Source organism: Arthrobacter sp. UYCu712 (genome assembly GCF_040547005.1).
Taxonomy (GTDB): Bacteria; Actinomycetota; Actinomycetes; order Actinomycetales; family Micrococcaceae; genus Arthrobacter.
Map to the genome: position 1 here is coordinate 205,981 of NZ_JBEPOZ010000004.1, position 14,055 is coordinate 220,035.

Genomic DNA, 14,055 nt, shown 5'->3' on the forward strand with positions numbered 1-14,055 from the left:
GCATGATGGACTGCAGACTCACCGTTTTTTGGACGTTTGGAACAAAGGAGCACGTATGGGACTGCTGGACAACAAGACCGCAATTGTGACCGGTTCATCGCGGGGAATCGGCGCCGAAGTCGCCAAGTACCTGGCTGGCGAGGGTGCCGCCGTCGTCGTGAACTACCGCCAGAAGGCACCGCGCGCCAACAAGGTGGTCACGGAGATCGAGGCAGCCGGCGGCCGCGCGGCGGCCGTGGGCGCGGATCTCACCACGCAGGAAGGCGTGCAGGCCCTGGCCAGCGCCGCCATGGAAAACTTCGGCTCGCTCGACGTCCTGGTGCTGAATGCCTCCGGCGGGATGGAGTCCGGCATGGAAGAGGGCTACGCGCTCAAGCTCAACCGTGACGCCCAGGTCAACATGCTCAACGCTGCCGTGCCGCTTATGCGCGAAGGCTCCCGCGTTGTGTTTGTGACGAGCCACCAGGCCCACTTCATCAACACCGTGACCACCATGCCGGAGTATGAGCCGGTGGCCCGCAGCAAGCGCGCCGGCGAGGACGCCCTCCGCGAACTCGTCCCGGCCCTCGCCGAAAAGGGCATCTCGCTCGTCGTCGTCTCCGGCGACATGATCGAGGGAACCGTCACGGCAACCCTGCTGGACCGCTCCAACCCGGGCGCCATCGAGGCCCGCCGCGCCGAGGCCGGCAAGCTGTACTCGGTTTCCGAGTTCGCCGCCGAGGTGGCCAAGATGGTCACGGCCGACGTCAAGACCGGCCACACCGAATACGTCGGCGGCGCCGACTACTTCGATAAGAGCAACAACTAACGCTCTTCACCCGCGAGATGACAGTTCGTGGCAGTGTTCCCGGGGCGAACATTGCCGCGAACTGTCATCTCGCTCTGTATCCGGGGCCGTCCGGGGACTTTGAGCGGCCTCAGACGCCGGCGATGTACCGCACGGCGTCGAGGTACGGCATGTTGATGGCGGCGTCGGCCACCGCGCGGACCGCCGGCTTCGCGTTGAATGCGACGCCGATCCCGGCCGCACCGAGCATGTCCAGGTCATTGGCGCCGTCACCCACCGCGATGGTGTGCTCCATGGGGACGCCTTCTGCGGCGGCCCATTCGCGCAGGTACTTTTCCTTGGCCGCCCGGTCGATCACATCGCCGAGCACCTTGCCCGTCAGGGCCCCGTCCACGATTTCGAGTTCATTGGCAATCCAGTAATCGAGACCGAGGTCTTCGGCGATGGGCTGGAGGATCTGGTTGAACCCGCCGGACACCACCGCAACGACGTGGCCGGCGGCCTTGAAGGCGGCCACCAGGTCCGCCGCGCCGTCGCTGAGCTTCACCTCGGCCCGGACGGAATCCACGACGCCGGCCGGCAGTCCGGCGAGCACCGCCACACGGGCGTGCAGGCTCTGGGCAAAATCAAGCTCGCCTCGCATGGCAGCTTCGGTCACGGCCGCGACTTCCTCGCGCTTGCCGGCGTGGGCGGCGAGTAATTCAATGACCTCCTGCTGGATCAGGGTGGAGTCCACATCCATGATCAGGAACTTCCGCCCGGCGTTCCGGAGTCCGGCCGGCACGATCGCCGTGTCGACACCCTCGATGGCGCCGGCTGCCGCCCGGCGGAGTTCCGCGAGGTCCGCCGTGGTCCCGGGCTCCCAACCGCAGTCCGCCGTGTACACCTCGAACCGGCCGTCCCCGGCCCGGGTTTCCGCGTCGATGCTTGCGCCGGCGCCGGTGAGCGAGGCGCGGAGGCGCTGCACGTCGGGGAGGGACAATTTCGGGGCATAGCTGACCGCAGTCACGTTCGAACTCATGGCTGCAATCCTAGCCAGCGCGCGGGCGGCGCCCGAATCCGTTTCCTTCCATTGACGTTCCGTCGACGTCCCCGGGCAGGTCCGGTGTGCGCACCCGCGCGGGGATGCGCGTCCGGTTATCAATAGTCCGCTTTTTTGTCCTAGTGTCTACTCCTATGAGTGATGTTCTTGAAATGGCCGCCGTCAGCGTTGTACGTGGGGCAAAAACGCTCCTGGACAAGGTGGACTGGCAGGTCAAGGAAGGCGAGCGTTGGGTGATCCTGGGCCCCAACGGCGCCGGCAAGACCACACTGCTGCAGATCGCCGCCGCCCGGATCCACCCCACCAGCGGCATGGCCGGCATCCTGGAGGAAATCCTCGGCGCCGTCGACGTGTTCGAACTCCGGCCCAGGATCGGCCTGTCCTCGGCGGCCCTGGCCAACCAGATCCCCGAGCACGAGAAGGTGCTCAACGTCGTCGTCACGGCCGCCTACGGCGTCACCGGCCGCTGGCGTGAGGGCTACGAGAAGGACGATGAGCGCCGCGCCTTCGGCCTCCTGAACGAATGGGGCATGGGCCCGCTGCTCAACCGGCCTTTCGCCTCGCTGTCCGAGGGTGAGCGCAAGCGCGTCCAGATCGCCCGTGCGCTCATGACGGACCCGGAACTGCTGCTGCTTGACGAACCTGCTGCCGGGCTCGACCTCGGCGGCCGCGAGGACCTCGTCTACCGCCTCAGCGAACTCGCCCGCGACGAGTCCGCCCCGGCGATCATCCTCGTCACGCACCACCTCGAAGAGGTCCCGCCGGGCTTCACCCATGCCATGCTGATGCGCGACGGCGGCGTGGTGGCCCAGGGGCCGCTGGCCGACGTCCTCACCGGGGAAAACCTGAGCGCGACCTTCGGCCTGCCGCTGGATGTCAGCGTCACGGCGGGACGCTACACCGCCACGGCCCGCCGCTGACGGCGGCCCGGCCAGCGCGTGGAGTTCCTCAATAGTGTCTTCATTTTCTTTGCCGGACTCTGGGCAGGCACCATCAACAGCGTGGTCGGTTCCGGAACCCTCGTCACCTTCCCGGTGCTGATCGCCCTCGGCTACGCGCCGGTCACGGCGTCCATCAGCAACGCCATGGGGCTCGTGGCAGGCAACGCCGCCGGAGCCTGGGGGTACCGCAAGGAACTCACCGGCCGCGGCAGGCAACTGCTCCGGCTCCTGCCGGCCTCACTCCTGGGCGGCATCAGCGGGGCCTACCTGCTGCTGCACCTGCCGGAGAAGGTCTTCCACTACGCGGCCCCCGTGCTGATCGTGCTCGCCCTGCTCATGGTGGTCTTCCAGCCCAAGCTCCAACAGTGGGTCCGTAACCGCGAGGAGAACCCCGAACACGCGATCCGCGACCGGAGCCACAGCGTCCTGCTGGTGGTCCTGGTGTATCTGGCCGGGGTCTATGGCGGCTACTTCGTCGCGGCCCAGGGGATCCTCCTGGTCGGGATCCTCGGCATCTTTATGTCCGGGACCATCCAGAACGCCAACGCCATGAAGAACATCCTGGTCCTGGGCGTGAACATCGTCGCGGCGGCCTCCTACCTGCTTTTCGCCTTCGGCCGGATCGACTGGACCGTCGTCGGGCTCATCGCCGTCAGCTCGTTGATCGGCGGCCTGATCGGCTCCAAGGTGGGCCGCCGGCTCTCCCCGGCCGTCCTGCGCGGAGTCATCTTCACCCTGGGCCTCGTCGCCCTGGGCTTTATGATCGCCAACCTCCTGAAATGACCTGCCCGTGACTTTCCACCACCTCGAGTCCGCGGACGATCCCCGCGTCGCGGACTACACCCAGCTGACGGACGTGCACCTGCGCAAGCTCCGCGAACCTGCCGAGGGCATGTACATCGCGGAGTCCTCGCGCGTGTTGCGGCGGGCGCTGGCGGCCGGGCACCGGCCGCGCTCCTTCTTCCTCGCCGAGAAATGGGTGAAGGACCTCGCGGACGTCTTCGAGGAATACCCAGACGTGCCCGCCTACATCGGTTCTGCCGGGCTCCTTGAGGACATCACCGGCTTCCACCTGCACCGCGGAGCCATGGCGGCCATGCACCGGCCGGCGCCGGTCCCGCTGCCCGAACTGCTCGCCGCCGCCCGCCGGGTCGCCGTGCTCGAAGACATCGTGGACCACACCAACGTCGGGGCGATCTTCCGTTCCGCGGCCGCCCTGGGAGTGGACGCAGTCCTGGTCTCGCCGCGCTGCGGGGACCCGCTGTACCGCCGCAGTGTCCGGGTCAGCATGGGGACGGTTTTCCAGGTGCCGTGGGCGCGGCTGGAGGACTGGCCCGGGGATCTCGCCATGCTCCGGGACCTGGGGTTCACCGTGGCGGCGATGGAACTCACGGAGGACGCCGTCTCCCTCGAGGAACTGGCAGCCCGGAACCCGGAACGGCTGGCGCTGGTGCTCGGAACCGAGGGCGCCGGCATGAGCGAAGGCACACTCGCCGCCGTCGACCTCGCCGTGAAGATCCCGATGCGCGCCGGCGTCGATTCGCTCAACGTCGCGGCGGCGTCCGCCGTCGCGTTCTGGGAGCTGCGGTCCCGGGACTGAGGCGTTCCGGGACCCGCGCCGGAGTGTTCGTCGGCCGCACCGTTATCCGCTATTATTGGTAGCTGGCTGTGCTGCGCCGACAGGTGCCGGCATGCCATCCCATTCATACCTGGCAGCTGGCAAAATCCAGTTGTGCGAACAAAGGTCCAATTATGAAGTCTAATACCCACCCGAAGTACGAAGCTGTTGTTTTCAACGACCTGGCTTCCGGCGCCAAATTCCTGACCAAGTCCACCGTGTCTTCCAAGAAGACCATCGAGTGGGAAGACGGAAACACCTACCCGGTCATCGACGTCGAAATCTCCTCGGAGTCCCACCCGTTCTACACGGGCAAGCAGCGCATCATGGACTCTGCTGGCCGCGTCGAGCGCTTCAACGCTCGCTTCAAGGGCTTCGGCGGCAAGAAGTAACAACTTCGCCCCAAGGTCTGTTGGAAAAGCCCGCACCGTTTACGGTGCGGGCTTTTTGCGTTCCGGCCCCGGCGAGGGTGCCGGACTTTTGTGCCCAATCCTGTGCCTTCGGCGCAATGCGCCGTGGCAGGATTAACGGCATGACAACCCTCCCCATGGCTCCCGGTTCCGGCAACGCTGACGACGGCGGCGCCCGTCACCACGGGGAGTACAAGGTACCCGGCGGCAAGCTCGTGGTGGCCGACTTCGACGTCGTGGACGGCGTGCTCGCCAACGTCTCGCTGAGCGGGGACTTCTTCCTGGAACCGGACGAGGCGCTGCTGGAGATCAACCGGGCGCTGACCGGCCTCCCGGCGGACGCAGGAGCCCCGGACATCGCCGGGGCCGTGGAAGCCGCCCTGCCGCCCGACGCCGTCCTGTTCGGCTTCTCCGCCGGCGCCGTGGCGGTCACCGTCCGCCGCGCCCTCGCGAAAGCCACCGGCTGGGCGGACCACCACTGGGATATCATCGCCCCGTCGGTGCTGCCCACCCACGTCAATGTCGCCCTCGACGAGGTCCTCACCGAGGAGGTCGGCGCCGGCCGCCGCAATCCCACGCTGCGCTTCTGGGACTGGGAGGAACCGTCCGTTGTGATCGGCAGCTTCCAGTCCGTCCGGAACGAGCTCCACCCCGAGGGCGTGGCCCGGCACAGCATCAGTGTGGTCCGCAGGATCAGCGGCGGGGGAGCGATGTTTATGGAAGCCGGCAACTGCATCACCTACTCGCTGTACCTCCCGCAGACCCTCGTGGACGGCATCAGCTTCGCCGATTCCTACGGCTTCCTGGACGCGTGGGTGATGGCGGCGCTTGAGAAGATGGGCATCAGCGCGTTCTACGTCCCACTGAACGACATCGCCACGGACCAGGGCAAAATCGGCGGAGCAGCGCAGAAACGGCTCGCCAACGGCGGGATGCTGCACCACGTCACCATGAGCTACGACATCGACGCCGACAAGATGGTTGAGGTCCTGCGGATCGGCAAGGAGAAACTCTCCGACAAGGGCACCGCCAGCGCCAAGAAGCGGGTGGACCCGCTCCGGCGCCAGACCGGCCTGGCCCGCAGCGAGATCGTGGCCGCGATGATGGACGTCTTCACCGAACGCTACGGGGCCACGCCCTCGGAACTCACCGACGCCGAACTCGACGCCGCCCGACGCCGCGTCGATGAAAAGTTCGGCACCGCGGAGTGGCTGCACCGGGTCCCGTAATATCCCATCGGTTGCTCCGTAACGGCCGTTCTGACCCGCCTAAAGGGCAGTTAGGGAGCAGACGCTCGGGATTCCGGGGCGTTCACGGCCTGGGCCGTAAAAGCGCGGTGCAGCTGGCTGCGCTGTTCAATGATGATGCGGCGCAGCGCACGCGGCGCGTCCGGGTGTTCGGCCAGCCAGTTGTCGGTCCGGACCATCACGGGGTGGGTTTCCGGGGTGCCGCCGTGGCCGTCGAGGTCCTGTGCGGCCGGGTAGAGGCCGCGGACGATCCGGCTGGCGATCTCGATGCTCCGGTCCGCCCACACCTGTCCCAGACACTCGAAGTAGCGGTCCGTGAAGTCCCCGAGCAGGGCCGCTGGCCCGGTGTTGAAGCCCGCGATGGTGGCGCTGAGTAGCTGGTTGGACAGCGCCGTGCCGTGGACCGCCTCATGCCAGGCAGCCTCCTTGACCTCGGCCTCGGGGCGGGCCGCCATGGCCGTGGCGTGGCCGGATTTGCCCGCGGCGGTGTTGTCCCGGACCAGTTCCTCATCGAGCTGCGCGGGGGACGCCTGGCCGTGGGCAGCCAGGGCGTGCCAGAAGGTCCAGCGCAGTTCCGCGTCCACCGCGAGGCCTTCGATCACCGTGGTGCCGGCCAGGGTGCCGCGGAGCAGGTCCAGCCGGCCGGCGTCGTAGCGGCTGGTCGCGGCCAGCGTGCGGGCCCAGGCCAGCTGCTGGTCGGAGCCCGGTCCGGCCGCGAGCAGCTCGTCGGCTGCCAGCGAGAGGAATCCGTGGCGCACCGCGTCCCGCTGCGGCCGCGGCACGTAGCGTTCAATCGCGGTGGAGGCGTTGCCCAGCACGTTGAGCAGGACGCCGATCCCGGTCTCGGCCGGGCCGAAGCGCTGCACTGCGTCGACATACAGGGACGACGGCGTGACGGCGTCGCGGGCGGAATCCCACAGCGCGGTCCAGCACAGGGCCCGGGCCATCGGGTCGCTGAGGCGGTCCAGGGAGCTCCGGACGGTGGCCTCGGAGTGCGCATCGAGCCGCACCTTGGCGTACGTGAGGTCGTCGTCGTTGACCAGCAGCAGGGCCGGCCGCCGTTTTCCGGCGAGCTCAGCGAGTTCCGTCCGCGGGCCGCTGACATCGGTCTCCACGCTGTCACTGCGGACCAGGGCGCCGGCGTCGTCCAGGTCATAGAAGCCGATCCGCAAGCGGTGCGGCCGCGGTTCCTGCCTGCCGGTGATCGGGTCCTCGGCGTCCTGGACGACGGTCACGGTGCCCAGCACGCCGTCGTGCCCGTCGATCTCGCTGGACAGGGTGGAGATGCCCGAGGTCTGGAGCCACTGGCGGGCCCATTCTCCGAGGTCGCGGCCGGAGGCAGCGCTGAGCGCGGCCAGGAGCTCGGCCAAGGTGGTGTTGCCGTAGGCATGGTCCCTGAAGTACTGGCGCGAGCCGGCGATGAAGGCATCGAAGCCCACATACGCGACCAGCTGCTTGAGCACCGAGGCGCCCTTGGCGTAGGTGATCCCGTCGAAGTTCTGCTTCGCGGCCTCAAGGTCCGGGATGTCGGCGACGATCGGGTGCGTCGTGGGCAGCTGGTCCTGGACGTACGCCCAGGCCTTGCGGTTGTTGGCGAAGTTCACCCAGGCCGTGTCCCAGCCCGTGGTCCGGTCCACGCCGAGGGTGCCCATGTAGTCCGCGAAGGACTCCTTGAGCCACAGGTCGTCCCACCACTGCATCGTGACGAGGTCGCCGAACCACATGTGCGCCATCTCGTGCAGGAGCGTATTGGCGCGGGCCTGGTACTGGGAATCGGCGGCGCGGGAGGTGAACACGTAGCTCTCGGTGAAGGTCACGAGGCCCGGGTTTTCCATAGCGCCCAGGTTGTACTCGGGGACAAAGGCCTGGTCGTACTTCCCCCACGGGTAGGGGAAGTCGAAGAGCGCGTTGAAGAAGTCGAGGCCGTTCCTGGTGAGCGTGAAGAGCGCCGCGGTGTCGAAGGAGGGGGCCATGGACGCCCGGCAGTACAGGGCGAGCGGCACCTCAAGGGCCGTCCCGTCGGCAAGGGTTCCGGTCCAGTGGTCTTCGGCCTTGAAGTACGGGCCGGCCAGCAAAGTGGTGATGTAGGTGGACATCGGCCTGGTGGCGGCGAAGTCCCAGCGGCTCGCGGCGGGATCGCTGGTCAGGAGCGTGCGCTGTGTCTCGACGCCGTTGGAGGCCACGTGCCATTCCGAGGGGGCCATGGCGTGGAAGGTGAATTCGGCCTTGAGGTCGGGCTGCTCGAAGTTCGCGAAAACCCGGCGCGCCTCGGCGGGCTCGTACTGCGTGTACAGGTAGCACTGCCCGTCGGCCGGGTCGAAGAAACGGTGCATCCCCTCGCCGGAGGTGCTGAACAGCGCGGTGCCGGTGACAGTGACCTGGTTTTCCGCCTGCAGGTTATCGAGCCGGATCCGGGCGCCGTCCGCGATCTCGGCGACCGCCAGTTCCTTGCCGTTCAGGAAGACGCTGTGCACCTCGCTGCTGATGAAGTCGAGGAAGGTCGAGGTGCCGGGCTCGCTCGCTGAGAAGTTGATGACGCTGCGGCTGACGTAGCCGGCAACGCTCGGATCCACCGCCTGCCGCACGTCCAGGGAGACGTCATAGCTGTGCGTGGTGATCAGGGCTGAGCGCGTTGCCGCCTCATCGCGGAGCAGGTTCTGGTTCGACACCCAGCTATCTAATCATGATGACGGCGGCGCCCAGCCCCAGCACTCCAATCAAAAGCCAGGAAGCGAGGGCGGCCAGGAGCGGCCGGGCCCCGGTATGAAGCAGCTGGGCGACCCGGACGGCCGAGCCGAGACCGTAGAGGGCCATGCCCAGCAGCAGGTCCTGGAGGACGGCGGCCGCCTCCAGCACGGCCGGGGGCAGCCAGCCGGTGGAGCGCAGGGCGGCCAGGGCCAGGAAGCCGACGACGAACAGCGGGACGATCGGGGGCCTTCCGTCGTCGCCGCCTGCCCCGGCGCCGTTGCGGTGGTGCAGTCCCGCGGCGGCCACCATCGGCGCCAGCAGGACCACCCGGGTGAGCTTGACGACGACGGCGACCGCAAGCGCCGAGGCCCCGGCCGTCTGCGCAGTCGCGACCACTTGGCCGACGTCGTGCACCGACGCCCCCGCCCACGCCCCGAACACTTCCGGACCCAGTCCCAGCGGCTGCGTCAGCAGCGGCAGAACGCCGATGGCCAGGGTGCCGCACAACGTCACGAGCGCGATCGGCAGCACGGTGTCCTGCTGGCGGATCCGGCGTACCGCCGCCATGGCGCCGATGGCCGAGGCACCGCAGATGGAAAAGCCGGTGGCGATCAGCAGCGACACCGGGGGCGGCAGCCGGAAGAGCCGGCTGATGCCGTAGGTTCCCGCGAAGGCGGCCAGCACCACACCGGTGATCAGGAGCAGGGCGGGGCCGCCCAGGCCGAGGACGTCCACGAGGCTGACCTTCAGGCCCAGGACCACGATCCCGCTGCGCATGAGGTGTTTGCCCGCGAAGTCCAGCCCCGGCCGCGCCCGTCCGCCGATCCAGCCGGACACCCCGGGCAGGTTTGCGGACAGGAGTCCCAGCACCACGGCCAGGGTCATCGCGGGCAGCACCGGGACCAGGGTGTGGATCGCAAGGGCAAGCCCGACGGCGGCCGCGGCTGCCAGCAGGCCGGGCGCCACGGCCTGAAGCGTGGTTCGGGGCTGCCCCGACGGGGGCTGCGCTGGCGGGGGCTGCGCTGGCGGGGACGTGGGGCTGAACTCTGGCACGCCCCCAACATTGCCGTACACAGCCCGGATTTGCGCAACCGCCACGGCCGGGCCCGGCAACCGTGGGGCAGGCGCCCCGTCTGTCCCCGGGCCGGGCAGCCGAACACGTCGCGGCGCCGCGGCGCAGCCGAAATGATTTCGTAACGAAAAGGTGGTTGGCTAGTGACCATGTCTGACCTTTTCCAGGATTACTCCGAGGCCGCCGCCCGCACCGGCGCTTACGACGAGATGTTTACCCCCGGCCAACTGGCCAGGGAGTCCTACGGGCAGGTTGCCGGGGCCCTTCGGGAGCTCTCGCTGGCCGACGTGACTGCCCGCGCCGACTCCATGGCCCGCACCTTCCTCGACAGGGGCGTCACGTTCGACTTCGCGGGCGAGGAGCGGCCCTTCCCGCTGGACATCGTGCCCCGGGTGATCCCGGCCGATGAGTGGACCATACTGGAGAAGGGCGTGGCCCAGCGGGTCCGGGCCCTCGAAGCCTTCCTCAACGACGTCTACGACAAGATGACCGTGGTCACGGACGGCGTCATCCCGCGCCAGCTCGTCACCACGAGCGCCCACTTCCACCGCCAGGTGCACGGCTTCGAACCGGCCGGCGGCGTCCGCGTCCACATTTCCGGCATCGACGTCGTCCGCGATGCCGCGGGCACGTTCCGCGTCCTGGAGGACAACGTGCGGGTGCCCTCCGGCGTCAGCTACGTCCTGGAGAACCGCCGTGCGATGGCCAAGGGCCTTCCCGAAGCGTTCGGCCAGCAACTGATCAGGCCGGTGGAGGAGTACCCCCGCCGGCTGCTGTCAGCCCTGCGGAAAACCGCGCCGTCCGGCGTCGACGATCCCACCGTGGTGGTCCTGACCCCCGGCGTGTTCAACAGCGCCTACTTCGAGCACACCCTGCTCGCGGGGCTGATGGGCGTCGAACTGGTCGAGGGCCGGGACCTCATCTGCCGCGGCAACCGGGTTTACATGCGGACCACGGCGGGCGAGCAGCGCGTCGATGTCATCTACAAACGAATCGACGATGAGTACCTGGACCCGTTGCAGTTCCGCGCCGACTCCATGCTGGGCTGCCCGGGGCTGGTGAACGCGGCCCGCGCCGGCGGCGTCACGATCGCCAATGCCGTGGGCAACGGTGTTGCCGACGACAAGCTCGTTTACAGCTACGTGCCGGACCTGATCCGTTACTACCTGAACGAAGAGCCCGTGATCGCCAACGTGGACACCTTCCGGCTGGAAGAAAAGGACGCCCGCGAGGAAGTCCTGGACCGCCTGGCCGAGCTCGTGGTCAAGCCCGTCGACGGTTCCGGCGGCAAGGGCCTCGTGATCGGGCCGGACGCGTCCAAGGACGAGCTGGAGGCCCTGCGGAAACGCGTCATCGCCGACCCCCGCGGCTGGATCGCCCAACCCGTGCTGCAGCTCTCCACCGTCCCCACGCTCAGCGGCGACAAGTTCGGCCCCCGCCATGTGGACCTGCGTCCCTTCGCCGTGAACGACGGCGACGACGTCTGGGTCCTGCCCGGCGGGCTGACCCGCGTGGCGCTGAAAGAAGGCTCCCTGATCGTGAACTCGAGCCAGGGCGGCGGCTCCAAGGACACCTGGGTGCTCGCTGATTCCCCGGAGGTGCCGGTGGAGACCCTGCCGCGCCCGCCCATCGCGGTCCGCGAACGGGTTTCGGTCTGGCCCGTCGAGAGCAACTGGCGCGACAGCCAGAAAGAGCAGCAACAACAGCAGATCTCTGACGCGCAGGAGGTAACCGCGAATGCTTAGCCGTATTGCCGAGTCACTTTTTTGGATCGGCCGCTATGTGGAGCGGGCCGACGGCACCGCCCGAATCCTCGATGTCCACCTCGAGCGGCTGAATCATCTGCCGATGGAGGAACAGCGCAGCGTGGCGCAGGAACTCCTCGCCGTCATGGGCGCCCGGGCGCAGAGCGAGGACTTCGGCCTCCCCGAACTGCTCAATGCCCTGGCCTACGACAAGCAGAGTGCCACGTCCATCGCCGGCTCCCTCGGCGCGGCGCGGGAGAACGCCCGCCGCGCCCGGGAAACCGTGTCGTCCGGGCTCTGGGAGAGCCTGAACACCACGTACTACGGGCTCAACCAGCACCGCAAGGACGTGGTGGGCACCTACCGCTTCTGCAACTGGGTGCTCGAGCGCACGGCCATGGTCAGCGGCCTCGCGGACACCACCGTCAGCCACGACGAAAGCTGGCAGTTCCTGGTCCTGGGTCGCTCCCTCGAACGCGCCGACATGACGGCGCGGATGCTCTCCACCCGCGATGTCCTCTCGGCCGGGATGTCGTGGGTGAACATGCTCCGCTGCGCCGGGGCCTACGAGTCCTTCCTGCGGACCCGGCGCGCTGCCTTCGGCGACCAGCACGCAGCCGAGTTCCTGCTCCTGGACCGGCTGTTCCCGCGCTCCATCGTCTACGCCCTGAGCGACGCGGACGAGTGCCTGGCCAAGCTCGACCCCTCGGCCCAGCGCGTTGGCTTCATCAACGACGCCCGGCGGATTGTGGGCCAGGCCCGCACCTTCCTCGAGTTCCACCGCACGGATGACCTGATGTCGGAACTGCCGGAGCACATGGAACGGGTGCAGAAGGCCGTTTCGCAGGCCTCCGACGCCATTTCCCGTAAGTACTTCAATCAGGCAGACGAACTGGCCTGGGTGGGAGAAGTTTCATGACCCGGCTGAGCATCATCCACAAGACCGCGTACAAGTACAACAAGCGCGTCACGCTCTCCTACAACGAGGCCCGCATGACCCCGCTGACGGACCCCCAGCAGGTGGTGTTGGAGTCCTCGATGAAGGTCTCGCCGTCGCAGGCCGCACTGAGCAGCTACCGCGACTTCTGGGGCACCCGCGTGACGGCCTTTGACATGCAGATGCCGCACGAGCACCTCGAAGTGCTGTCCACCACCACCGTCGAGGTGCACCGGGTGGAAAAAATCCCGTCCGAGGCGGACATCGTCGGCTGGGACACGCTGGCCACGCCGGAAACGCAGAACCAGTTCAGCGACTGGATCCCGCAGTCCCAGCTCACCGGCCCGGGCACCGAGGTGCTCGGCATCATTCCGGGCGTCGTCGAGGGACGCAATCCGCATGAGGCTGCCCTCGCCGTCTTCGAGTGGATGCGCGGTGAGATGACCTACATGTTGGGCTCCACCGGCGTCACCACCAACGCCGAGGAAGCCTGGACGCAGCGGCAGGGCGTCTGCCAGGACCTCGCCCACCTCGCGATCGGTTCGTTGCGCAGCTGCGGGATCCCGGCCCGGTACGTCTCCGGCTACCTGCACCCGCGGTCCACGGCGGCACTCGGCGAAACCGTGGCCGGGCAGTCGCACGCGTGGCTTGAATGGTGGGACGGCGAATGGCGGAGCTGGGACCCCACCAACCACAAGCCGGCCGGTGACTTCCACGTCACCGTGGCACGCGGGCGGGACTACCGCGACGTGCCGCCCCTCAAGGGAATCCTCTCCGGCGGCGGCGGCTCAGCCCTGAGCGTCACTGTCGAGATCACCCGCCTCGCCTAGCCCGCCGCTCCATGTTGCGCTATCAGTTGGGGCTGCTCTGAAGGCCTCAGAGCAGCCCCAACTGATAGCGCAACCGGTGTTTAAGGGCCTATTCGGGCGCGGACGGGGTAGTGCCGTCCAGCGGCGTCCACCAGGTCAGCGGCGGGGCCACCTTGAAGCGCCGGCCGGTGACGGTGTCCGGGGTGATCCGCACAAAGTGCTCCTTCCGGCCGGGCTGCCAGGGGAACAGCTGCAAGCCGACCGTTTCCAGCACCTCCTGCTGGTTGCGGACCGGGGCAGCCTGGCCCTTGATGACAACGCTCCACGCGATGCCGGTGTCCGCGTCCACGCCGTCCGCTTCGACAGCCACCGGGGTGTCTCCGGTGGCCGCCTGAAGCTTGGTGCCGTCACCCGTCCGGAACACGAGCGTTCCGTGGTCCACCGTGTAGTTGATCGGAAAGATGTCCGGATGGTCGTCCACCCAGACCGCCAGCCTGCCCACGGACACGCCGCGCAACAGCCGCCAGCATTCGTGATGATCGAGGTCTTCAACGGCCGGTGGTTGCCCGGCGCCCGGCTTAGGATCGGTGCTCATGGCGCCGAGGCTATGCCGGAACAGCGACGGAAGCTAGGGCACAAGGTCACACAGGCGCCGTTGCGGGCCGACTTCTAAGGACTTTAGGTATCCGGACGGGTATTCTGACATCAAACGTCGTCAGCGTTGACGTGCGTTGTAGTGAATTGGGGCCAACAATATGC

13 protein-coding genes are annotated in these 14,055 nt (G+C 67.9%); 9 read left to right on the forward strand and 4 right to left on the reverse strand.

Annotation, left to right across the window (positions count from 1 at the left end; translation table 11 throughout):
* The first annotated feature begins 55 nt into the window (after positions 1-55).
* The gene (locus tag ABIB51_RS06265) at positions 56-808 is read left to right on the forward strand and encodes an SDR family oxidoreductase (RefSeq protein WP_354186531.1); all 753 of its coding nucleotides are present in this window, start codon (positions 56-58) and stop codon (positions 806-808) included.
* Positions 809-917: 109 nt separating this feature from the next.
* On the opposite strand, the gene serB is transcribed toward ABIB51_RS06265, so the two are convergent.
* Entirely contained in the window at positions 918-1,808 is an 891-nt protein-coding gene (serB, locus tag ABIB51_RS06270) for a phosphoserine phosphatase SerB (protein WP_354186533.1), read from the reverse strand.
* Between the two features lie 155 nt (positions 1,809-1,963).
* On the opposite strand from serB, the gene ABIB51_RS06275 reads away from it, so the two are divergent.
* The 5 genes from ABIB51_RS06275 to lplAB all read left to right on the forward strand — a co-directional run bounded on the left by ABIB51_RS06275 (position 1,964) and on the right by lplAB (position 6,027).
* Positions 1,964-2,749 carry an ABC transporter ATP-binding protein gene (locus ABIB51_RS06275; protein WP_354186535.1) on the forward strand — a complete coding sequence of 262 codons (786 nt, stop codon included), beginning with the start codon at positions 1,964-1,966 and terminating at the stop codon, positions 2,747-2,749.
* A gap of 18 nt (positions 2,750-2,767) precedes the next feature.
* Positions 2,768-3,553, forward strand: a complete 786-nt coding sequence (locus ABIB51_RS06280; protein ID WP_354186537.1) for a sulfite exporter TauE/SafE family protein — start codon at positions 2,768-2,770, stop codon at positions 3,551-3,553.
* A 7-nt stretch (positions 3,554-3,560) separates the two neighbouring features.
* On the forward strand, positions 3,561-4,370 hold the full coding sequence (locus ABIB51_RS06285; RefSeq protein WP_354186539.1) for a TrmH family RNA methyltransferase: 810 nt from the start codon (positions 3,561-3,563) through the stop codon (positions 4,368-4,370).
* Positions 4,371-4,522: 152 nt separating this feature from the next.
* Positions 4,523-4,780: a type B 50S ribosomal protein L31 gene (locus ABIB51_RS06290; RefSeq protein ID WP_354186541.1), complete on the forward strand. Its 258-nt coding sequence runs from the start codon at positions 4,523-4,525 to the stop codon at positions 4,778-4,780.
* 140 nt (positions 4,781-4,920) lie between these two features.
* Positions 4,921-6,027: a lipoate-protein ligase LplAB gene (lplAB, locus tag ABIB51_RS06295; protein WP_354186543.1), complete on the forward strand. Its 1,107-nt coding sequence runs from the start codon at positions 4,921-4,923 to the stop codon at positions 6,025-6,027.
* A 50-nt stretch (positions 6,028-6,077) separates the two neighbouring features.
* On the opposite strand, the gene pepN is transcribed toward lplAB, so the two are convergent.
* A complete protein-coding gene (gene pepN, locus ABIB51_RS06300) occupies positions 6,078-8,714 on the reverse strand; it encodes an aminopeptidase N (protein WP_354186545.1) in 2,637 nt (878 codons plus the stop codon).
* 4 nt (positions 8,715-8,718) lie between these two features.
* Positions 8,719-9,699 (reverse strand): YeiH family protein, encoded by a 981-nt coding sequence (locus ABIB51_RS06305; protein WP_354186547.1) that lies wholly within the window; start codon positions 9,697-9,699, stop codon positions 8,719-8,721.
* A gap of 255 nt (positions 9,700-9,954) precedes the next feature.
* On the opposite strand from ABIB51_RS06305, the gene ABIB51_RS06310 reads away from it, so the two are divergent.
* Genes ABIB51_RS06310 through ABIB51_RS06320 form a run of 3 tightly spaced genes read left to right on the forward strand, consistent with a single transcriptional unit; the run spans position 9,955 to position 13,317 of the window.
* The gene (locus tag ABIB51_RS06310; protein WP_354186549.1) at positions 9,955-11,550 is read left to right on the forward strand and encodes a circularly permuted type 2 ATP-grasp protein; all 1,596 of its coding nucleotides are present in this window, start codon (positions 9,955-9,957) and stop codon (positions 11,548-11,550) included.
* Positions 11,543-12,469: an alpha-E domain-containing protein gene (locus ABIB51_RS06315; protein ID WP_354186551.1), complete on the forward strand. Its 927-nt coding sequence runs from the start codon at positions 11,543-11,545 to the stop codon at positions 12,467-12,469. Before ABIB51_RS06310 ends, ABIB51_RS06315 begins: the two co-directional genes overlap by 8 nt.
* Positions 12,466-13,317, forward strand: a complete 852-nt coding sequence (locus ABIB51_RS06320; RefSeq protein ID WP_354186553.1) for a transglutaminase family protein — start codon at positions 12,466-12,468, stop codon at positions 13,315-13,317. The genes ABIB51_RS06315 and ABIB51_RS06320 overlap by 4 nt, the downstream gene beginning before the upstream one ends.
* An 88-nt stretch (positions 13,318-13,405) precedes the next feature.
* On the opposite strand, the gene ABIB51_RS06325 is transcribed toward ABIB51_RS06320, so the two are convergent.
* Positions 13,406-13,891: a pyridoxamine 5'-phosphate oxidase family protein gene (locus ABIB51_RS06325; protein ID WP_354186555.1), complete on the reverse strand. Its 486-nt coding sequence runs from the start codon at positions 13,889-13,891 to the stop codon at positions 13,406-13,408.
* Between the last annotated feature and the right edge of the window lie 164 nt (positions 13,892-14,055).

Excerpts from the sequence above, each read along its gene's own strand:
- ABIB51_RS06265 (WP_354186531.1), top strand. The coding sequence starts at position 56 with ATGGGACTGCTGGACAACAAGACCGCAATTGTGACCGGTTCATCGCGG.
- serB (WP_354186533.1), bottom strand. The coding sequence starts at position 1,808 with ATGAGTTCGAACGTGACTGCGGTCAGCTATGCCCCGAAATTGTCCCTC.
- ABIB51_RS06275 (WP_354186535.1), top strand. The coding sequence starts at position 1,964 with ATGAGTGATGTTCTTGAAATGGCCGCCGTCAGCGTTGTACGTGGGGCA.
- ABIB51_RS06290 (WP_354186541.1), top strand. The coding sequence starts at position 4,523 with ATGAAGTCTAATACCCACCCGAAGTACGAAGCTGTTGTTTTCAACGAC.
- lplAB (WP_354186543.1), top strand. The coding sequence starts at position 4,921 with ATGACAACCCTCCCCATGGCTCCCGGTTCCGGCAACGCTGACGACGGC.
- ABIB51_RS06310 (WP_354186549.1), top strand. The coding sequence starts at position 9,955 with ATGTCTGACCTTTTCCAGGATTACTCCGAGGCCGCCGCCCGCACCGGC.
- ABIB51_RS06315 (WP_354186551.1), top strand. The coding sequence starts at position 11,543 with ATGCTTAGCCGTATTGCCGAGTCACTTTTTTGGATCGGCCGCTATGTG.
- ABIB51_RS06320 (WP_354186553.1), top strand. The coding sequence starts at position 12,466 with ATGACCCGGCTGAGCATCATCCACAAGACCGCGTACAAGTACAACAAG.
- ABIB51_RS06325 (WP_354186555.1), bottom strand. The coding sequence starts at position 13,891 with ATGAGCACCGATCCTAAGCCGGGCGCCGGGCAACCACCGGCCGTTGAA.